Source organism: Tenacibaculum profundi (assembly GCF_057162725.1).
This window is the reverse complement of the sequence record NZ_CM169894.1, coordinates 2303475-2325137: the sequence shown is the minus strand read 5'-3', so window position 1 is coordinate 2325137 and position 21663 is coordinate 2303475. Positions and strand designations below refer to the sequence as shown.

Sequence of the window (21663 nt, the reverse complement as noted above, 5' to 3'; positions counted from 1 at the left end):
TTATATTGAATTTGTTTCCTGAAAAAGGAAATATTAAAAATCAATTCAAAAAGGCTTTTTTAAATGTAAAACGGTAAGGTGATTAAAAGACCCCTTACCGTTTTATATTATTTTATTTTCTCACGATTTTTGCAGTTTTAGACTTTTGACCGTCATTTACTAATAAATTATAGGCAACACCTCGTTTTAAAAATGAAACATTTAATTTTGAATTATTGGGAATATTCCCTTCATCTAATAATCCTCCTTTAAAATCAGTAATTGAATAACTTATATGCTTACCAGTTCCAAACCTAATCGTAATTGTATCATCTGTGACTGGGTTTGGATAAAATATTGACTCATTATCAAACAACCCATTATCAAACGACTGAGCATTATCATCCGAAAATTTCACAGCGTCACTTGAAGATGTTATGTTAACACTGTAGTCTTCAACCTCACCATATTCAAGTGTTTTACATGGGCTTAAAGTTCCTCTATCTGTCATAGAAACTCGCATTCTTGTTTTACCTAAAAGGGCCGTAGAAGGAATCTTTATATTTGTATAAAGGTTTCTAGACGTTCTTGAGGATGTCGAAACAACTTTTTCGTCATCAGAAAAAACACCATCTTGATTATAGTCTATCCAAATTGCCCAATCTTCTTTGTAAATAGTTCTGTAAAAACCAGCACTAAAGTATAATCTATTCGTACTGTTTCTTGAAACTGTAGCAACTTTATCGGTATAATCTCCATAACCACCGGTACCTCTAGAGGTGTTTGTCATCCCTCCAAAAGAAACATAATCAATCCATTCAAAAGTTGAACTATTTCCTTTTGAAGTACAATAATTAACCGAAGCAGTATCTGTTAAAACGGTAATTGAATTACTTGAAGCAGATTCATTACCTACTTTATCTATAGCTTTTACAAAAAACGTATAACGACTATTTGCTTTTAAACCTGTTACCTTATGAGTAGTGCCTGTAACTGTAACTATTTTTGTTGAACCCTGATAAATATTATATCCCGTAACGCCTATATTATCCGAAGAGGCTGTCCAACTCAATGTAGTTTCAGTTTGAGTAATGTTTGATACACTTAGGTTTGATGGAGCTGTTGGAGCCTGTCCGTCTGAAGCTGCCCCTGAAGTTGTCAATGATAAATCATCAATGGCAATATCACTTTTATAACTACGACCTGTTTTTCCCACAAATCGGAGTTTTAATTTATTCCCCAAATAAGAAGAAAGGTCTAAGGAAACAGCATTCCATTGATTTCCTTTATCACCTGAGGCTGTCCAAATATCTTTCCATGATGAACCATCTGTAGATGCTTGTACTCTTAATGTTCCCATATGTACTCCATACATATGATTTTTAAAACCAAATGAAGCCGAAGTAACTGACGATAAATCAAAACAAGGACTTTCTAAAATGGCTGTAGCATTACTTCCAATACTTCCAAAACCTCTTGTAGAAGCCTCTAAATACATATAATATCTCTTTTCAATTGCAGAACTTGGACCAGTTTTATCTGAAGTTGTACTACCACTTTTTCTGGTCCAATTACCATTATCTCCTAACAATTGCGTCCATCCAAAACCTGACTCAAACCCTTGGTTATATGGAAAATCACGAACTGTTTCTGAACAAGTAATTGTTGGGGTTCCTCCACCTCCTGATGCTCCTATACCACTTACGATCAATGTAAAGTTTTGATTTCCTCCAGTTAAATTACCTTTATGAGTAACAGTAATTGTATAAGTTCCAGAAGCATTTGCTATATCAACTCTTTCATAAGGATCAACATTATTGTCTCCTTTAGTATTCGTTGTTGGACTTGTTAATTTATACGGCAAATAACTCTGTCCTGTTTTTTTAACTCTTATATCCAAATCATTAACTAAAACAGGTGTACTTGAATTAGCCACACCTCTATTAGCTGTACCAGGTCTATCTGTCCAAGAAATTGAAGCTAATAAAGGACTTTTTCCGTCAGAATTAACTGTAACTGTATATGTTTCTCCTGACTTTAAAGTAAGTTCTTCTATTTTTGATTTGCTTCCTCTTTCTGTAATCACTTGTGCTGCTTTTTTCGTATTTAAAAGCCCCCAACCAAAAACGGCATCAGGCCCTGATCTACCAGCATCATCTGCTGTATGTAAAGCTAATCCTTTAAGTGATGCTGCCCTCATAAAAGAACCATGAGTGTTTTTATAATGTTCTTGTAATAACAATAAAGACCCTGTAACATTTGGTGAGGCCATGGAAGTACCTGTTAAACTTCCATAAGATGAATCATTATTGTGAAATGTTGAATAAACGCCTGTTCCATTTCCCGCAATATCAGGTTTTATTCTGTAGTCGTCTGTTGGTCCTTCACTACTACCACTGTTAATTGACACTGAAATTAAGTTTCCAGTAGCATCAATATTAGCATCTCTTGCATTTGCTACAACTAAGTTATTCTTTGAAGTTGCTTTAGCTGACAATTTATCGAACGAAGAGTTTCCATTTAATGGAATTCCATTAGATCTATTATCATTACCGTCATTTCCTGCGGCAACAACCATCAAATACTGAGGAGCATTAAACATAATTTCATCCCAATCACGAGATTCTCTTATGTACGCTCCGAAATAATAATCAGGTATTTGACTAGCACGATAACCATAAGAATGATTAGAAATTAACATACCGTTTGAAGCAGCTCTTATTGCCTCAGATTTGTCATAATTCCAATCGTAACCGACTGCTTTTGCATGTGGAGCCATTCCTTTAGCTGAGGCAGTGACTCCTGAAGCTATAATTGTCCCCGTTACATGCGCTGCATGTGAATCTATATCATTAGTTCCATCCCCAATAGAAAATCGATTTCTTCCTCCATTACCATCATACTCTCTATGAGAGGACCTAGCAATTCCGGCATCCCAAACATGTGCAGTCAAATTTTTACCCATTAAGTTTAAACCGAGAGAACCTCCCGAATGTAAGTGATTTGTTCTTGTTGATTTTGCTGCTGCTGAGTTGTATGTTGTAAAATAAATGGGCTTACCGTCAACAATTTTTTGCAATTCAACTAAATTACCATTTTCTGTAGTAAATCGCTCTTTCCAGCCTTTTTTCTTGGCAAGTGATAAAGCTTTTTGTTTTTCATCAAAAGCTTTTTTGTGAAGGGATTGCTTAAGTCTTTCAAGCTTTTTTAAGTTGTATCCTTTTCGGATTTTTTCAACTTCACGTTTATCTTGAGCTTGCATTTGTATGTTAAGGCCTAAACCAATAAACGTACTAGCAAACACAAGACTTTTAAAGTACTTATGTATCATTTTAAGAAGGGTTTTAATTTTGTGTTTTTATTTTTTTATTGAATACTTATTTATTTAAATATAAAATTAGTTTTTATCAATTTTTTAAACAAAACACTGCCAAATATATAATTTTTTTTCTAAAAAAAATACTACCTTATTAAAGACTCTTCTTTTTTGGTTTCAAAAAAAAACCACAACCCTAGTATTTATCTAGGTTTATACGAACTTTTACTGAAAATTAAAATTTCAAAAAAAATCAAATTTTATATGTTTTTTAACTATTAATTGATCAAATGTTTAAAAAAACAGCTATTATAGTTATATATTTTAAAAACACACTTAAAATATATTTATTTCCAAAAAAAGCTCGAAATATAATCGAGCTTTTTTTGGAAATAAATATACTTTGATTCTATTATTTCTTAATTAATAATTTTGTTGTAATCAACTTTTGACCATCATTAACCTCTAACATATAAACACCTGATTCAATAAAAGATACATCAATATTTGGTTTTATTTTTCCTGAATTAACAACATTCCCAATTGCGCTTATAATTTTGTAAGTACTATGATCTGACCTAACATTGATCTTTACAAGGTCTTTAACAGGATTTGGATATATTGTTATGTCATCATGGTTTTTTTCAAACCTTAATTCTTCTGCTGCTATAAATTCATTTGTTTTAAGTAAACCTGAAGAGATATTTACAGTATAATCTTCAACTTCTCCATGAGAGAAATTTTCGCAAGCTGTTTGAGACGAACGCCATTTCATAGAAACTCGCATTCTTGTTTTACCAAGCAATGCATCTGTAGGTACCGAAATATTATAACTTAAATTGTTTGAACTTCTAGAAGACCCTGAAGCTACTTTCTCTTTACTTGAAAAATTCCCATCCTGATCATAGTCAATCCAAATCGTCCAATATTCATTATAGGACGAACCGCTAAACCCTGCACTTACCAATAACTGATTGGTAGTACCTCTTCCAATCATTGCCTCTTTATTTATATAACTTTTATAACCTCCATCATTTCCTGTGCTATTTGTCATTCCTCCAAAGGACACGTAATCAATCCATTCATAATTAGAATTATCTCCTTTTGAAAGGCAATAAGAAGCTGCATTTCCTAAAGTAGTTGCTGTAATACTGCCTGCTTCTGATTCATTACCAGCTGTGTCCAAAGCCACCACTGAGAATGTATATGAAGTATTTGCAGTTAGTCCAGTTACATCATATGAAGTTTCAGTTACTGACCCCATCTTAGTTGATCCACGATACACGTCATATCCAATTACACCAACATTATCAATTGAAGCGGTCCAATTTAAATTTAAACTTGTTTGGTTAATATTTGAAACTTTTAAATTTCCTGGTGTTGTTGGTGGTTCGTTGTCTGTTTGATTTGCCCCAATTACTACAGAATAATCTTCCGTTTCACCATAATCATAAGCTCCACAAGAGTTTGGTAATGAATTATATCTTAAAATAACACGCATTCTTGTTACTCCTTCAGAAGCATTTGCAGGAACGATAAAAGTACCGCTCACCAGACTATCTTTGGAAGCTGCTTTTGTCCATACAGTTTCTCCTGTATCTAAAAAATCACCATCTTTGTTGTAATCTATAAAAACAGCATATCCTTCATTATAAATAGTTCCTGTCCACCTTGGAGTAATCGTTATTGTATGGGAAGTAGATTTTGCTAGATTAGTTGAAATAGATGTATGGTCTGTATAACCATTTCCAGCACCAGATTCATTATCTATTGATCCTAATTTAACTCTTTGAATGTATTCATCCTGTACACTATTTCCTTTAGACTCACAGTAAGAAACAGTTGCTCCCTTCGTAGTAAAATTAATTGAATTCGAGTACGACGAATTTGACCCATCAGAACACTTGCTACGTACCTGAAATTCGTATTTAGTAAGTGCAGATAACTCAACTAATGAGGCCGATATTTTCGAAACAGTATTCGTTATCCAAGTACCTGTTCCGAATTGACGATATCTAATATCGTAAGTCGCTCCTGAAACAGAAGACCAAGAAACTGTTGATTCTGAAGAGGTAATTGATGATACAGTTACGTCTGTCGGTACTGTTGCTGTACAATTACCGCCACCGCCTGTTTTATCAGATAAAGCTAAACTTCTTCTTATTCCTCCTGACTCAAGGACTGCTCGCATTCTGTTCTTTTGTCCCAAAGTATATAAATTCATACAACTATCATCAGAATAATCCATATAATTTTCAACCATATCTTGAGAACCACAAGAAGAGTGATTAGATGAACATCCATAATTTGCTGCATCAGATTCCGGCGTATCCGAAACATAATCATCTATACCACATCCTCCATCTCCCCATATATGGCGTAAATTTAAATAATGTCCAATTTCATGAGTTGTTGTTCTTCCTTTGTCAAAGGGAGCTGATAAATAAAATTCAGATCCTTTATCTGAACTACCAAAGTACTGAGGACTCATTACAACTCCATCAGTGGCCGAAGAACCTCCTGGAAATTGAGCGTACCCTAAAATTCCTCCACCAATATTACATACCCACATATTTAAATATTCAGAAGTATTCCAAGGGTTAACACCACCTTGAGATGCTTTTTTCATTGCATCATTTGAACCCCAAGATGTTTTTGTTGATGCTTTTCTTGTGATACCACTGGTTGAATTTCCATTAGGGTCTACTTGAGCTAAATAAAACTCAATTTCTGTATCAGCTGCTTGAGACCATTTATTTGTTTTATCTGAATTTACTCTTCGAAAGTCTTCATTAATTACATCTATTTGTGATTGAATTTGAGCATCACTAATATTTTCTTGGGATTTGCTGTATATTACGTGAACCACCACAGGAATTTTAATTACATTTCCTACAAGATTTCGTGTTTTCTTATTCATAGATTTCACCCTATTTCTTGTAAATAGTTCAATTTGATTCATTCTATTTTTAAGAAGTGGATCTTTTTTTTGTCGATACTCTAGATTTTCCATTGTATGACAGTTTCTTTTGACTTGAGAGAATAGCGTACCAACAAAAATACAGCACGAGAGTGCTAAAGTAATTTTTAGTTTCATTGTTAGAAGGGTTTAATTTAATATTTTCTACTTAAATCATTAAATTAATGATGATTCAGTTATCAAATATACATTTTTTTTAAAAAAAACAAACAAAAAGCTGTTATTAATAAAAAAAGCCCAGATTAAACCTGGACTTTTTCTGTTTATTTTTATACTATAACTATATGTTTACTTTTTTATAAACTTAGTCTTTAACGTTTTTTGTGTGTCATGAATTTCCAAAACATAAATACCTGTATTCAAATTGGAAACATCAATTCGTCTTTTTAATTGAGTTGAATCAATGAAAACTTTTCCAGCTGAATCTACTATTCGATACATAGCTCCTTGAATTATTTTGCTTGTATTTATACTCAAAATATCGATTACAGGACTTGGATAAGTATGCATTAATTTCCTTTCTTCATACCCTAAAACGTGCCCTTCATTTAAGTCTGTATCTAAGTAAGTATTTGTAAATAACCTACCTGAAGACTCTTTAATATTAACAGAATAATCTTCTACTTCTCCAAAATCAAATCTTTCACAAGCAGTTTGTTGTGCATCAGATTTCATAGATACTCTCATTCTTGTTTTTCCTAATTTAGCGTCATCTGGTATAGTAATTTTTCTTTTCAAATTTTTACTCTTAGAAGATGACCCTGAAACAACTTCCTCATTATTGCTAAAAGTTCCATCTTGATTAAAGTCTATCCAAACTTTCCAATACTCAAGATAAGAAAGTGATCTGAACTCGGCACTAATAACAATTGTATTTGTTGTTCCTCTCTCTACATTTGCTACTTTATTTGTAAAATTCCCATAACCGGCATCGCTTTTAGTTTTATTTTTCATTCCGCCAAATCTTACATAGTCAATCCATTCATAGGCTGCATTTTTTCCTTTTGATTTACAGTATTTCAGTTTTTTTGTTGTTACCGAAATTGTATTACTGCTTTCCGACTCATTTCCTGCATTATCTCTTGCTATCACGTTAAAAAAGTATTTTGTTTTAGCAGATAAACCATCAATCGTTACTGTTGTGTCTAAAACAGTTTTAATCAACTGAGAATTCTGATATATATCATATTCTAACATTCCAGAATCATCTGTTGATCGACTCCAATTTAGACCTACAGTTATTGGTGTAACATTATAAGCTTTTAGTTTAAAAGGTGCTGTCGGTGCTTCATTATCTCCCTCTCCTATTATTACTGTATAGTCTTCAGTTTCTCCGTAAGAAAAAATACCACAAGCGTCAGGAGATGAATTAAACTTTAAAACAACTCTCATCCTAGTTGGTCCTGAAAGAGCATTATCAGGTACAACAAATGTACCTATAAAAGGTGCCTCAGAACTTGGTTCTTTTACATAAACAACCTCTCCCTCATCATCAAAATCATAGTCTTGATTATAATCTATAAAAACCCCCCATCCTTCTTTAAAAACAGTACCTGACCATTCGGGAGTTACAGTTATTGTGTGTTCTACTCCTTTTTCTAAATCTGTTGAAATGTCTGTATAATCAGAATATCCTGTATTTGTTTCAGACGTATTATTAATCGTTCCTATCTGAACGATTTGAATATGTTCATCACTTACATTTGTTCCTGCTGATTCACAATACATCGGTGGTGTTTCCGTAGTTATAAATGTTATCACTGGACTATAATCCGAACTCTCAGATGGACAAATACTTTTAACTTGTACTTCATACTCTGTTGAACCTGTCAAATCTTTAATAATTGTTGGTATTTGAGAAGCTGTAGTTGACAACCAATCATTAGTACCCTTAGGTCGGTATCTTATTTCATAGCTCGCATTTGTAACTTGCTCCCAGCTTATTGTGGCTTCGTCATAGGTTACGTTTGATGTAGCCAATCCAATAGGAATAGAAGCATTACAACTTAAGTTTGTTGTTTTGTCTGATAAAGCTAGCTCATGTCTTATACCTCCTTCTTCCAATACTGCTCTCATTCTATTTTTCTGTCCTATTGTAAACAAATTCATACACGCATCATCAGAATAGTCCATAAAATTCTGAACCATATCCAGAGAACCGCAAGACTCATGTGTAGTTGCGCATCCAAAATTAGATCCATCTGACTCTGGAGTATCTTCTACAAAATCATCTACACCACAGCCTCCGTCGCCCCAAATATGACGTAAATTAAGAAAGTGACCAACTTCATGTGTTGTAGTTCTACCTTTGTCAAAAGGAGCTGACAAATAAAAATTTGTTCCTTTGTCAGAACTTCCAAAATATTGATGTCCCATTACAACGCCATCAGTAGCCGCTTCTCCGCCTGGAAATTGAGCATATCCTAAAATTCCTCCACCAATGTTACAAACCCACATATTGAAATATTCTGAAGTATTCCATGCGTCGACTCCTCCTTGTGACGATAATTTCATTGCATCAGCAATTCCCCATGAAGTTCTTGATGAAAACTTTCTTGTTACTCCGTTTGTAAGATTTCCGTTAGGATCCACTTGTGCTAAATAAAACTCTATACCTGAATCAGCAGCTTGTAACCATTGTTCAGTTTTATCAGGATTTAATCTTCTAAAATCTTCATTTAGAACATCTATTTGAGATTGAATCTGCTCCATACTAATGTTTTCATCATCATTACTATATATGATATGGACCACCACAGGAATCTTGATAATATCTCCCTCAATTTTTTGATCTTTTTCCTTTATTTCTAATAGTTTTTTTTGTGTAAACTTTTCAATTTCATCTAATTTGTCTTTGATCGACGGATTTTTTATTTTTCTATACTCAAAATTATTCATTGTATGACAATTTCTCTTCTTTTGAGCAGTTATAGAAGACAATAAAAAAAGACACCAAAGTGTTAGTAGTAATTTTTGTTTCATTTTTATGATTGTTTAGGTTAACTTAGATCCTAAATTATTAAAAAAATGTTAAATATTAAACAATATTTCACAAAAAACGAACAATAAGTTGTTTTTTGTGTTAAAAAAATAATTTTTTAACAAACCTAAACAATACCTAATTTATAAACATACATCTTGATGTTACAAATTAATGATCTAAATATTTATTTCAACGATTCAAAATTTACTCTTGATAAAGTATCATTCAGTTTAAAAAAAAATCAAATTATTGGAATTGTTGGGGAGAGCGGGAGTGGTAAGTCTCTTTGTTCATTAGCTATCATGGGACTTTTAAACTCAAATACTATTGTTAGTGGAGAAATAATATACAAAGACACAAATATTTTAACTTTAAATGAAACTGAACTCCAAAAAATAAGAGGTAAAGAAATAGCAATGATATTTCAAGACCCTATGAGTTCTCTTAATCCCACCTTAACCTGTGGTTATCAGGTAGCGGAAAATCTTAAGCAACACACGAATTTAAGCAATAAAGAAATTTATAAAGAAGTTATAACTCTTTTTCAAAAAGTTAAATTACCCAGAACTAAAAATATCTATGATTCTTATCCACATGAAATAAGTGGAGGACAAAAACAAAGAGTTATGATTGCTATGGCCATCGCTTGTAAGCCAAAAGTTTTGATAGCAGACGAACCAACAACAGCACTAGATGTAACTGTTCAAAAAGAAATTATTAATTTATTGAAAGAGCTTCAGTCCTCAGAGAAAATGAGTATTATTTTCATTTCTCATGACCTTGCTTTGGTATCTGAAATAACAGACTACAGTATAGTTATGTATAAAGGAAAGGTTGTTGAAAAGGGAAACTCAAAAAATATATTTAAAGAACCGAAAGAAAATTACACAAAGGCACTTATAAATTCAAAACCAAACTTATCTGTTAGATATAAAAAACTACCAACTGTTTCAGATTTCATTGATAATAAACTAGATAAAACAATAATTACAGAAAAAGAAAGAAGGGAAAAACATAACGTTATTTATGAAAAAAAACCTCTATTAGAAATCAAAAATTTAAAAAAAGAATTTATTAGACGACCTTCTTGGTTTTCAGAGGAATCGAAAGTAGTTGCTGTTGATGACTTAACTTTTAATATATATGAAGGAGAAACACTTGGTTTAGTTGGGGAAAGTGGTTGCGGAAAAACAACGTTAGGAAGAACTATTTTACAATTGGAAAAGGCAACCTCAGGGAAAATCATCTACAAAGGCGAAGACATCATTAAAATTTCGAAATCTAATAAAAAAAAATTACGAAAAGATATTCAGATTATATTTCAAGACCCTTATTCTTCCCTTAATCCAAAAATTACTGTTGGTGAGGCTATTATTGAACCTATGAAGGTTCATAATATTTTATCCTCTTATAAAGAACGTAAAAAATATGTTATAAATCTACTTCAAAAAGTAGGGCTTGAACCGGTTCATTTTAATAGATATCCTCATGAATTTTCAGGAGGTCAGCGACAAAGAATCGGCATTGCAAGAACAATATCATTGCAACCAAAACTAATTATTTGCGATGAATCTGTATCAGCATTAGATGTTTCTGTGCAAGCGCAGGTTCTTAATCTTTTAAATAGCCTAAAATCAGAGTATCAATTCACTTATATTTTTATTTCTCATGATTTATCTATTGTAAAATATATGTCTGATCAACTACTTGTTATGAATGAAGGAAAAATTGAAGAAATGGGAGATGCAGATGATATTTATAAAAATCCTAAAACATCTTATACAAAAACATTGATAAATGCCATCCCTAAAGGGATATAACTTTCTATAAACATAATTTAATGGTATATTGCACTTTTTAAATATTCTTCACTCTAATTATAGAGTCATAGAATATTTTTGGATAATTTATAATAAATTAAATGAAAATTATTGTTCCTATGGCAGGAATTGGTTCGAGATTAAGACCACATACCCTGACCACTCCTAAACCTCTTACCGTTATTGCTGGTAAATCTATTGTTCAACGTTTAGTTGAAAATATTGCCTCAGTCGTTGACCAACCTATAGATGAAATAGCCTTCGTTATTGGACCAACTTCAAAAGGCTTTCCTTTGAATACGAAAGAAAAACTTCTTGAAATCGCAAAAAACCTTGGTGCAAAAGGAAGTGTTTACACTCAAGAAGAAGCATTAGGTACAGCTCATGCTATTTACTGTGCTAAAAATTCTTTAAGTGGACCTTGTATTGTTGCTTATGCTGACACACTTTTTAAAGCTGATTTTACGTTAGATGTTAATGCAGATGGCGCTATTTGGGTGAAACAAGTTGAAGATCCAAGTGCCTTTGGTGTTGTTAATCTTAAAGATGGGTTTATTGCTGACTTTATAGAAAAACCAAAAGACTTTATTTCAGACTTAGCCATCATTGGGATTTATTATTTTAAAGATGGTGATAAGTTGCTCAACGAAATTAAGTATCTAATAGATAACGACCTTCGTGAAAATGGAGAATATCAGATTACGAATGTTTTAGAATCTTTAAAACAACAAGGTGCAAAATTTATTCCAGGGAAGGTAGATGCTTGGATGGATTGTGGTAAAAAAGACCCTACTGTAGACACAAATAAACAAATTCTTAGCTTTGAGCAAGAAGATGGTAATAACCTCGTTTCGTCTGATGTAATATTAGAAAACTCAACTATTATTGAACCTTGCTTCATCGGTAAGAATGTTGTTTTGAAGAATACCACCATCGGACCTTATGTATCGTTAGGTAAAAACAGCATCGTTGAAAATTCAACAATTGTTAATTCATTGATACAAAACAATGTTCAGATTTCTAATGCAAATTTAGAAAATTCAATGATTGGAAATCATGCAAAATACAATGGTAAATTTACATCAATCAGTATCGGTGATTACACAGAGATTATATAAAATAGAGGAAAAATATTTCATTAAAACCATAACCAAAATTTTTAAAAATTTTGGTTATGGTTTACTCTTTTTTATATCTATAACAGCAGTTTACACTCAAGATAGTATTCCTGTTTCTAAGGATAAAAAAGATAAATTTAATGAGGACTTTCATGAATTTTTTTTTCAAGCAATTACAAATAAAGCTATTAATAATTACCAAAAAGCTATTAATAATTTAGATGCTTGTAATAAATTAGTACCAAACAATGTTACCATTCTTTTTGAGTTATCAAAAAACTACTATAAACTTAAAAAATACATTGAATCCATAGCTTATGCAAAGGAGGCTCTTATTGTTGAGCCTAAAAATACTTGGGTGCTAGAACACATGGTAGCTGCCCAAAAAGGGAATAGTAACTTTAAAAGTGCCATTTCATACCAAAAAAAATTAATTCGAATTACTCCCGAAAAGAAACAAGACCTTGTTTTTCTTTATATGCAATACGATCAGATTGATTCCGCAAAATTAGTGCTTAATGAACTAAAGTCTACTAAACGTTTAACCCCACGTTTAAGGCGAATTCATAAAAAATTAGATCGATACCAAAAATCTGAAATTAAAAATAACGATATTCCGAATAAAAAAATAAATCAGGACAATGTAACCCTTGAATTACAGTTTAAGAATAACAAGTCGTTTACAAATTTAAAACAACTACTTAACAAACTTGATAAAAAAAATGATACAAAATTACTGGAATATAGTGATAAAGGGATTACTCTTTTTCCTGCTCAACCTTTTGTATACCTCATGAATGCGAAAGCACTTAATAAAATGAAAAGACATAAAAAAGCTGTTCTCAGCTTAAAAAATGGTATTGATTTTGTTATTGATAATCCTGCACTAGAACATCAATACTACAATGAATTTGTTATCAGTTACCAAGGATTAGGAGACATAAAAAATGAAGGTAAGTATAGAAAAAAGTTAATCAAATAACGCTTATTAATAATCAATGTTTTAAGAAATGAAGCTATTAAATTATTTACTCATTGCTGTTTTTGTTTTCACATCATGTAAACCAACTAAAGAAGTGGCTTCTGTATCTATTAAAAAAATTTCTTCCAGAAAAGTTGCTAAAAAGCATCTAGCGGAGGAGTTTAAGGAAGAAACAGTCGATACTAAATTAAAGCTAAACTATGAAAACAATAAAAATCAACTGAGTTTATCAGTAAGAATGAAGATTAAAAAAAACGAAGTGATTTGGCTTAAAGGCACCAAATTAATCACTGTTTTCAAGGCTAAAATAACTCCTGAAAAAGTTAGTTTTTACTCTCCTTTTCAAAAAATTTATTTTGAAGAAAATTTCACTTCTATAAAAAAAGTATTAGGCGCTGATATTTCTTTCAAACAATTACAAAATATTCTTTTGGGTGAAGCTATAATCGATATAAAATCTGAACGCCAAAATATTGATATCACTTCAAACTCTTACAAATTATCACCTAAGCAACAAAACAAATTATTTGAACTATTCTTTTTTATAAATCCAAAACATTACAAGCTAGATAAACAGTCTATTATCAGTTCAGTAGAAAACCAACGCCTCGAGATTTCATATCCAAGTTACAGCAGAAAAAATGATGTGCTTTTTCCAGATAAAATAAATATACTTGCCAAAGAAAATAATAAATTTACAAAGATTGAGATGATTGTTCGATCTGTTGATTTTAATACAACCCCTAACTTTAGTTTTTCAATTCCTAAAGGATATAAAGAAATTCAATTATAACACATGAAAAGATTTCGTATCTGTTTTACAGCTTTATGCTTTTTCTTAATGTACTTTGTCTCTTTTTCTCAAACAAGAAAGCAGCTTGAAAGAAAACGCTCCAACTTAAAAAAAGAAATAAAGCAAGTAAATAGCTTATTAATAGAAACGAAAAAGAAAAAAAATAATGCTTTAGATGATCTCAAAGACTTAACCCACAAAATTAGTATTCGTGAACGGCTCATTAAAACAATTACGCTAGAAACAACTATTTTAAGCAAGGAAATTCAAAATAATCAGAAGGAAATTCAAAAGAATAACGATGAATTAACTAAACTTAAATTGGATTATCAAAAAATGGTTGTGAAAACCTATAAGAGTAAATCACTTCAAAGTAAAACAATGTTTTTACTATCTTCAAAAAACTTTTATCAAGCTTATAAGCGTGTAAAATACATGCAACAATACAATGATTTTAGAAAAAAACAAGGAAATGATATCTTATTAAAAACAAAAATCATCGAACAGTTAAACGACTCTCTTCTAAATAGAAAAAAAGCAAAGGATCGTTTAATTACAGAAGAAAAAACTCAAAATAAAGCCGTTGAAAAAGATAAAAAAAATCAAGAAAAGCTGGTTTCTTCAATTAAAAAACAAGAAAGACGATACAAAAGCCAACTATTAAAAAAACAAAAAGAAGAGAAACGAATTGCAGCAAGAATTGACCGATTAATTCGTGATGCTATTGCAAAAGCAAACAAAGCAAAAGGTGCTAAAAAATCATCAAAATTTACCCTAAACGCCGCAGAAAAAGCCTTAAAAGCAAGCTTTGAGCAGAATAAAGGAAATTTACCGTGGCCTGTGCCAGGAATTATAACAAGAAAATATGGTGTACAACCACATCCAACCTTTCCTGGAATTAATATCAATAGTACAGGCCTACACATTGCAGCAAAAGGAAACGCTGATGCTAAAAGTATATTTAATGGTAAAGTAATGAGTATACAAAGCCATACTGATGGGAAAAAATCGGTTTATGTAAGACACGGAAACTATATTTCGGTATATAACAGCCTTGAAAAAATATATGTTAAGAAAGGAGATCCAATAAAAACAGGAGATAAGTTAGGAAAAATTTTTACCGATAAAATTACAGGAAAGACAAAGCTAAGCTTTATTCTTTACAAAAACACAACACGTTTGAATCCGCAAGAATGGATACAATAATGTATTTTTGTTTCCGTATTTGCTTACTATTCCTAAAGACGACATAAATCTAAATTTAATTTTGTGAAAAATTCGGCTAATATTATTATTGTTATTACAGCAATTATTTCCATTTTAGTTATTGGAAAAGGAATTTTAATTCCTTTTATTTTTGCTTTAATCTTTTGGTTTTTAACAAGAGAAATTAGGAAGTTAATTTATCAAATACCCTTTACTAAAAAACTAATTCCTAAATGGTTAAGTAACATTATTGTATTTAGTATAATTATTTTAAGTTTTGGGTTTATTTCTGAAATCATTACTAATAGTATTTCTAATTTAACGGCATCCTATCCAAAATACGAGTCTAATATTGATAACATAATTGAAAAAATAGATAGTTTTTTTCATGTTGATCTTGTAGGATCAATTAAAACACTCATCGGAAAATTCAGTTATGGATCTTTTTTAGGCGATATTGCTAATGGAATTAGTGGTTTATTAGGAGATACATTTATGATCATAATATATGCATTGTTCTTATTCTTAGAGGAAACTAGTTTTAAAATTAAGCTCGATAAAATGTTTTTAAGCAATAAGGATAGTAATATGCAAGAAATCCTAACTAAAATTGAGGAATCTATTTCAAATTACCTACGATTAAAAACCTATGTTAGTTTACTTACAGGAATCTTAAGCTATTTTGTTTTACTATTCGCTGGTGTTGATAGTGCTCCTTTCTGGGCCTTTTTAATTTTTCTACTCAACTACATTCCAACAATTGGTTCATTAGTTGCTACTGTTTTTCCGTCGATATTCTGTTTATTACAATTTGGTGAAATAACATCGTTTTTAATTGTTCTATTTGCTGTTGGTGGCATTCAAGTTATCGTAGGAAATATTATAGAACCCAAATTATTCGGTAGATCTTTAAATTTAAGCCCTTTAGTAACGATATTATCTCTTGCTATCTGGGGTAAAATTTGGGGAGTTACCGGTATGGTTTTAAGTGTCCCTATCACCGTTATTATGATTATAATTTTTTCTCAATTCGAAAAAACAAAAGCTATTGCTATGGTTTTATCTGAAAATGGGGACATTGAGAAAATTTCATAGTATTTTGAAATGCAAAATATATTCTCTTTAATTAAAGAAACAAAAACCTCATCAGTTATAATAGCATACTTTTGAAGCTTTTGTATTCCTAAGGATTGTATTAATTTTTAAAGAAATTTCAACTTCATATAAAATACTCTTAAGGTACAAAGAGTGCTTTTAATTCAGTTGCTTCTTGTGGTGGCATTTTTCCTGCTAAAACTAAACTAAGTTGCTTTCTTCTCAGAGCTCCTTCATAACGTTCTCTTTCTAAATCTGTTTCAGGATCAATCTGTGGTATTGGTACCGGTTTTCCTGTTTCGTCAACTGCTACGAATGTATATATTCCCTCATTAACTTTGGTTTTTTCGCCTGATTGACGGTCTTCAATCCAAACGTCAACGTATACTTCCATTGAAGTTTTAAATGCTCTAGAAACTTTAGCTTCAATAGTTATTACACTTCCTACAGGAACTGACTTTGTGAATGCCACGTGATTTACAGAGGCTGTTACAACAATTCTTCTTGAATGTCTTCTAGCAGAAATACTGCACGCCCTATCCATTCTTGCTAATAGTTCTCCGCCAAAAAGATTGTCTAAATAGTTCGTTTCACCGGGCAATACTAAATCAGTAAGCGTAGTCAATGACTCGCTAGGGGTTTTCACTCTCATTCTATAAAATTTAATACAAAGATAGTAGATATTTCTCTAGAATAAATAAACGTAAAGTATAGGCTAATAAAATTTAGAGTTATAAAATATCAATACAAATTTACTTATAAGATTAGTTTGTAGATTAGAAAACACTTTAAAACTTTTTCTAATTGTTAAAAAATAATCATTATCAACTTTTTAGTTCCCTATCTTGTAGGATACCTGGAAGTTCAAAAAGCCTTCAAAGAGGTTTAAAATTTCTATCTGTCAGTTAAAAGTAAAGAATCTTTACTATTTTTCAAGTAACCAAGCCTCTTCTGATTGATTTCTCTTAATACTTTTTAACGCTTTACGAGCTAATTCTTTTGTTACATAGCTTCCGTATACAACATGTGTTAATCCAAAGGAATTTTCACCTATTATACTAGCTTCAAAACCTTCATTTTTTAATTCGATAAGTTTTTTTTGTGCGTTTAACTCTTCTTCAAATGCACCAGCTACTACATGAAAATTCTTAAGTTTTTCTTTTGAAACCTTTAAATCTAGCATTGGTAAAGGTGTATTAATAACAAAGGTAGCAGACTGGATCGCTTTTTCTTGTTGATTTATAAATTCTTTTTGATGATTATAATTTTGTACATAATTCCATCCTGTATAGGTAAGACCAACAAAAATTGCTGCCACAGCTGCTCTTTTTATAATCAACGGTATTACTCTATTGCTTTCTTGAACAACACTATCATCAATTACTTCTTTTCTTGTAATAACAGGAGCTTCTGTTTTCGATAAACCAAATGACTCTGATAAAAAATTATTAGAAACATCTGGCTCAAAAAACAATTTACTTTCTTCATTAATTGTAAGTACACCAACACCTTGTAAAGCTAACTTACCTTGTTCGAGTTGCTTTTTCCAAGTAGCCACTTCTTCGGTTATTTTTTCTAAAGACTTTTCAAAAGAAATTCTTTCCGTGGAAGCGATATGGTTCGCAAGCAAGCCATCGTTATGCTGTAAATAAGTATTAAAGGTTACCTGCTTTTTTGGTGGGTAAATAACATTTGTTTCTTTATTTACTCTTGCTCCAATTTTATTGGTAACAAATCCTCCAAAATTAGGAACGATTACACAATCATATCTATGTAATAAATCATTAATGTAACTGGCTAAACTCATAAGACAAAATTAATAATTTTAAGTGGCCTTATTGAGTTTTATGTACAATACTTATTAACACTTTTTTGTATATTGATACTCAAAAAAATGACTATGAAAGATGAAAAATTATTGGCTATTTTAAGACTTCAAGCCACCAAAAACATTGGAGATATTACTGCCAAAAAACTCATATCAGCATGCGGTAGCCCCGAACAGGTTTTTAAAGAACCCCTCTCAAACTTATTAAAAATACAAGGAATTAACAACTATGTACTACAACATATTTTTGATAAAAAAAACTATAAAAAAGCAGAGGCAGAGTTACTTTTTTTAAATCATTCCAACTACAATTATCATTATTTTTTTGATGATGACTATCCTTATAACCTAAAACACTGTTTTGATGCTCCAATACTTATTTTTACAGATGGTAATATCTGCTTAAATACTAAGCGAATTATATCTATTGTTGGAACAAGAACAATAACAAATTATGGAAGAAATTTTTGTAATAAAATTATCAAAGAACTTGCTCCTTATCAGCCTATTATAGTAAGTGGGTTTGCATACGGTGTAGATATTTGTGCTCACAAAGCAGCTATTGATAATAAGCTTCAGAATATTGCTGTTTTAGCGCATGGTTTAGAAAAAATATATCCGAAAGCGCATAAAAAATATATACAAGAAATTAACTCAAATGGAGGTTTTATAACAGATTTTTGGCATGAAGAAAATCCAGTACGGGAGAATTTTTTAAAAAGAAATAGAATTGTTGCTGGTATTTCAAAAGCTACTATTGTTATTGAATCGGGAAAAAAAGGAGGGGCTCTTGTTACTGCAGATATAGCAAACTCGTACAACAGAGATGTGTTTGCGGTGCCAGGAAGAGCAAACGATGAATATAGCAAAGGCTGTAATAACTTAATTAAAAATAATAGCGCTCATATACTTACCTCAACTGAAGATTTAGTAACGATGCTCAATTGGGATGTTTGTGAAAAACGAATAAAGCAAACCTCTCTTTTTGTAAATCTTAATAAGCAAGAACAACAAATTTTAGATTATTTATCAAAAGAAGGTAAAAAACACTTTGATGTTATTGCTAGGTACTGCAATATACCTGTATATCAATTATCTTCAATTTTGCTTGAAATGGAACTAAACGGAGTGATAAAACCTTTACCTGGTAAATGTTTTGAAGTTTAAAATCACCCCGTAAATTTATTCAAACTAATTACCTAGTTTAATTTCTAAAACTTTATCTGGCATTCTATAGTTACCCATTTTAATAAACTTTGAGCAATTATCTTGAATGCCTTTTCTATCATCAATAGAAACTGTATAATTTAACTTTTCAATAAGAATATCCCCGTCAAAATAAAGTGCAAGGTAGTCTCCATTCACATCATTATTACAGTAATGCCATTCCTCGATATTATCACTAAACTCACTTTTTGCAGGATTTCCAATCAAGGCAATAACTGCACTTTTTTTCATCCCTGGATATAGACCATTAGCGTATCCCACTACATCAAAATCTCGATAATCACCAGTTTTAATATTATCTACACAAGAGCCAAATCTATTATCTGCATTATATATTTGTTTTTCAACAAGTTTTCCAGATACAAAAGCTATAGAAATATAATTACCATTATTTGAATTCATTGAATAGTTACAGTAATGCCAAATCTCATAATTTTTCAGAAGCTCACTTTTTACTGGTGGCCCCATTACATCGAGTACTTCAGATTTACTGATTCCTTTTCCTAACTTATAAGACAGATCAAATGGTTCTAATTGAGAAGTTAAAAATATATTTTCTGGCTCTCTATAATTTCCTTTCTTGATGTTATCTGAACATGATCCGTATATTCCTCTAACAGTATAAAACTGTTTTTGCGCTAAAATTCCTCTCACAAAATATAATGCAATATACTCATCAGCATTTCGTTTCGTATTACAGTAATGCCATGTCTCATAGTTATTATTAAACTCTGTACGTATAGGTACTCCTAAAATATTTTCGGCTTCATTTTTAGTTATACCTGGTGTTAATCTATGCGCTACGCTCAAATCTGTTCTTGTAAAAGAGCTATGCTCTGCTGCCACATAAGTTCCAACTAACAGAGGCACACAAGATGTCAATAATAGAAAAGTAATCAATAGTCCTATATATTTCATAATCAAATGTATAAGTGTTTATTTAAAAACTCCAAATATCATGCCACAAAAAACAAAAGTCGTTGTTTTTCAGTAAGTTACTAAAAAAAAAGAAATAATACTCTATAACTATAGTTACACTACATTTTTTCCTTTACTTAACACTAAAAGTGCTGTATAATAGGCCTATCACAAAAATAAAGAACATTATTTTCAATACTATTAACTAATCTCTAAAAGAAATTATCAATTAGCATATATTTAAATGAGAAAAACATTTTTTATTTTTTATTTTCTGCTGATAAAAATTGTATGTACTTTATTATTTCGCTGTCGATTATTACCTATTTTTGAAAAAATTCCTTTATTGTATGTCCTCTGGAGAAAAACTAATGTCGCAAAAGAAACCTGCTTTTCCAGTAAATAATCAGTTGAATGATTATTTACTGGAACATAGTAGAAATATAAAAATACCTATTTTTTATGATGATTTACTTCGCTTTCAGGGTTCTATAGTAGTATATGATAGAAATGATAAAGATACGCTATGGGTCCGTACCTACTATTCAGAATTTGAAAGAATAGAAATTGATTTGAGTTTAAAAAAAGTGTATACACTTCTTCACTCTAATGGTAATGAAGATACCATACCTTTTTTAAATATTGACGCCATTGATTATTGTACTTTTGGTAATTCTAAACCTTTCCGTGTAAAGGTTAGAAATATTTTAAATGATAACTACACCTATTTTTATATAAAAAAAACTGATGCTTCACGAATTTATGGACTAGAACTAGAGCATATTTTATCTCCCTATAACCTTAATTTTTTAGTTTATAAAGACACACTTATTGAAGAGCATATCGCTGGTATTCCTGGTGACGATTTTATTAAAGATTTCCTTCCTAAATGTACCGAATCTGAAAAAGCACAAATTGCCAAAGAATTTGTTAAGTTCAATGAAAGATGTATGATTCGTCTTTTAGGAGATATGCGATCATACAACTATGTGATTGTTCCAACACACGATTTTGATCATGTTGTCTACAAAATTAGAGCTATTGATTTTGATCAACAATGCTTTGAAGGGAAATTTAAAGTATATAATCCTCAATTTTTTAAAGAAAATTTACCCATGGTTTCTTTGGTAGGACTAAAGCTACAAGATGCTTCTATTAATCAGTATAAAATTGAAGAGCGTTCAATAGTTGCTAAACGTATTCTAAGCTCTGGAAGTAGAATTAACCAACTTGTTAGCTGTATGATAAATGATACTATTTCAACTAATAAAAACATCGACCTTTTAAAGTTTCAGATTTATGAATTTACCAAAGACATTGCCTTTAAAAAAAGTAAAAATATGGGAGAAGTATTAGCAGCTGCCTTGGACTTTGTTAAAAGAAATTATGAGAATATGAGAGTTAGTTGGTAAATAATA

Annotated in this window: 14 protein-coding genes; 8 read left to right on the top strand and 6 right to left on the bottom strand. The window is 31.0% G+C overall.

All coding sequences use genetic code 11. The annotated features are described in order from the left end of the window. Nucleotides 1-112: 112 nt before the first annotated feature. The 3 genes from AC2GW8_RS09450 to AC2GW8_RS09440 all read right to left on the bottom strand — a co-directional run bounded on the left by AC2GW8_RS09450 (nucleotide 113) and on the right by AC2GW8_RS09440 (nucleotide 9257). Nucleotides 113-3310, bottom strand: coding sequence for a S8 family serine peptidase (locus AC2GW8_RS09450; RefSeq protein WP_440879628.1), 3198 nt, complete (start codon nucleotides 3308-3310; stop codon nucleotides 113-115). A gap of 397 nt (nucleotides 3311-3707) precedes the next feature. Continuing rightward, nucleotides 3708-6392 carry a GEVED domain-containing protein gene (locus tag AC2GW8_RS09445; RefSeq protein ID WP_440879627.1) on the bottom strand — a complete coding sequence of 895 codons (2685 nt, stop codon included), beginning with the start codon at nucleotides 6390-6392 and terminating at the stop codon, nucleotides 3708-3710. Between the two features lie 171 nt (nucleotides 6393-6563). After that, the gene (locus AC2GW8_RS09440; protein ID WP_440879626.1) at nucleotides 6564-9257 is read right to left on the bottom strand and encodes a GEVED domain-containing protein; all 2694 of its coding nucleotides are present in this window, start codon (nucleotides 9255-9257) and stop codon (nucleotides 6564-6566) included. Between the two features lie 159 nt (nucleotides 9258-9416). Here AC2GW8_RS09440 and AC2GW8_RS09435 point away from each other — a divergent pair, with 159 nt between their 5' ends. The 6 genes from AC2GW8_RS09435 (at nucleotide 9417) to AC2GW8_RS09410 (ending at nucleotide 16272) form a co-directional block, all read left to right on the top strand. Beyond that, entirely contained in the window at nucleotides 9417-11078 is a 1662-nt protein-coding gene (locus AC2GW8_RS09435; RefSeq protein WP_440879625.1) for an ABC transporter ATP-binding protein, read from the top strand. A gap of 101 nt (nucleotides 11079-11179) precedes the next feature. Next, on the top strand, nucleotides 11180-12196 hold the full coding sequence (locus tag AC2GW8_RS09430) for a sugar phosphate nucleotidyltransferase (protein ID WP_440879624.1): 1017 nt from the start codon (nucleotides 11180-11182) through the stop codon (nucleotides 12194-12196). Continuing rightward, the gene (locus AC2GW8_RS09425; protein ID WP_440879623.1) at nucleotides 12135-13178 is read left to right on the top strand and encodes a tetratricopeptide repeat protein; all 1044 of its coding nucleotides are present in this window, start codon (nucleotides 12135-12137) and stop codon (nucleotides 13176-13178) included. Before AC2GW8_RS09430 ends, AC2GW8_RS09425 begins: the two co-directional genes overlap by 62 nt. A gap of 28 nt (nucleotides 13179-13206) precedes the next feature. After that, nucleotides 13207-13971 (top strand): lipoprotein insertase outer membrane protein LolB1, encoded by a 765-nt coding sequence (lolB1, locus tag AC2GW8_RS09420; protein WP_440879622.1) that lies wholly within the window; start codon nucleotides 13207-13209, stop codon nucleotides 13969-13971. Nucleotides 13972-13974: 3 nt separating this feature from the next. Beyond that, nucleotides 13975-15177 (top strand): murein hydrolase activator EnvC family protein, encoded by a 1203-nt coding sequence (locus tag AC2GW8_RS09415; protein ID WP_440879621.1) that lies wholly within the window; start codon nucleotides 13975-13977, stop codon nucleotides 15175-15177. Between the two features lie 63 nt (nucleotides 15178-15240). Next, complete coding sequence (locus tag AC2GW8_RS09410; RefSeq protein ID WP_440879620.1) at nucleotides 15241-16272, top strand: AI-2E family transporter; 1032 nt, start codon at nucleotides 15241-15243, stop codon at nucleotides 16270-16272. 139 nt (nucleotides 16273-16411) lie between these two features. Here AC2GW8_RS09410 and AC2GW8_RS09405 read toward each other — a convergent pair whose 3' ends face one another. Together AC2GW8_RS09405 and AC2GW8_RS09400 are read right to left on the bottom strand one after the other, a co-directional pair. After that, nucleotides 16412-16924 (bottom strand): acyl-CoA thioesterase, encoded by a 513-nt coding sequence (locus tag AC2GW8_RS09405; RefSeq protein ID WP_440879619.1) that lies wholly within the window; start codon nucleotides 16922-16924, stop codon nucleotides 16412-16414. 273 nt (nucleotides 16925-17197) lie between these two features. Continuing rightward, on the bottom strand, nucleotides 17198-18079 hold the full coding sequence (locus AC2GW8_RS09400) for an HU domain-containing protein (protein ID WP_440879618.1): 882 nt from the start codon (nucleotides 18077-18079) through the stop codon (nucleotides 17198-17200). 93 nt (nucleotides 18080-18172) lie between these two features. Between AC2GW8_RS09400 and dprA the strand changes: the two genes are divergently transcribed. Beyond that, entirely contained in the window at nucleotides 18173-19267 is a 1095-nt protein-coding gene (dprA, locus tag AC2GW8_RS09395; protein WP_440879617.1) for a DNA-processing protein DprA, read from the top strand. Nucleotides 19268-19291: 24 nt separating this feature from the next. On the opposite strand, the gene AC2GW8_RS09390 is transcribed toward dprA, so the two are convergent. After that, nucleotides 19292-20245 carry a hypothetical protein gene (locus AC2GW8_RS09390; protein WP_440879616.1) on the bottom strand — a complete coding sequence of 318 codons (954 nt, stop codon included), beginning with the start codon at nucleotides 20243-20245 and terminating at the stop codon, nucleotides 19292-19294. A gap of 350 nt (nucleotides 20246-20595) precedes the next feature. Between AC2GW8_RS09390 and AC2GW8_RS09385 the strand changes: the two genes are divergently transcribed. Further along, nucleotides 20596-21657 (top strand): hypothetical protein, encoded by a 1062-nt coding sequence (locus AC2GW8_RS09385; protein ID WP_440879615.1) that lies wholly within the window; start codon nucleotides 20596-20598, stop codon nucleotides 21655-21657. Nucleotides 21658-21663: the final 6 nt, after the last annotated feature.

Excerpts from the sequence above, each read along its gene's own strand:
- AC2GW8_RS09390 (WP_440879616.1), bottom strand. The coding sequence starts at position 20,245 with ATGAAATATATAGGACTATTGATTACTTTTCTATTATTGACATCTTGT.
- AC2GW8_RS09450 (WP_440879628.1), bottom strand. The coding sequence starts at position 3,310 with ATGATACATAAGTACTTTAAAAGTCTTGTGTTTGCTAGTACGTTTATT.
- AC2GW8_RS09425 (WP_440879623.1), top strand. The coding sequence starts at position 12,135 with ATGCAAAATACAATGGTAAATTTACATCAATCAGTATCGGTGATTACA.
- AC2GW8_RS09405 (WP_440879619.1), bottom strand. The coding sequence starts at position 16,924 with ATGAGAGTGAAAACCCCTAGCGAGTCATTGACTACGCTTACTGATTTA.
- AC2GW8_RS09440 (WP_440879626.1), bottom strand. The coding sequence starts at position 9,257 with ATGAAACAAAAATTACTACTAACACTTTGGTGTCTTTTTTTATTGTCT.
- dprA (WP_440879617.1), top strand. The coding sequence starts at position 18,173 with ATGAAAGATGAAAAATTATTGGCTATTTTAAGACTTCAAGCCACCAAA.
- AC2GW8_RS09415 (WP_440879621.1), top strand. The coding sequence starts at position 13,975 with ATGAAAAGATTTCGTATCTGTTTTACAGCTTTATGCTTTTTCTTAATG.
- AC2GW8_RS09435 (WP_440879625.1), top strand. The coding sequence starts at position 9,417 with ATGTTACAAATTAATGATCTAAATATTTATTTCAACGATTCAAAATTT.
- AC2GW8_RS09400 (WP_440879618.1), bottom strand. The coding sequence starts at position 18,079 with ATGAGTTTAGCCAGTTACATTAATGATTTATTACATAGATATGATTGT.
- AC2GW8_RS09445 (WP_440879627.1), bottom strand. The coding sequence starts at position 6,392 with ATGAAACTAAAAATTACTTTAGCACTCTCGTGCTGTATTTTTGTTGGT.
- lolB1 (WP_440879622.1), top strand. The coding sequence starts at position 13,207 with ATGAAGCTATTAAATTATTTACTCATTGCTGTTTTTGTTTTCACATCA.
- AC2GW8_RS09430 (WP_440879624.1), top strand. The coding sequence starts at position 11,180 with ATGAAAATTATTGTTCCTATGGCAGGAATTGGTTCGAGATTAAGACCA.
- AC2GW8_RS09385 (WP_440879615.1), top strand. The coding sequence starts at position 20,596 with ATGTCCTCTGGAGAAAAACTAATGTCGCAAAAGAAACCTGCTTTTCCA.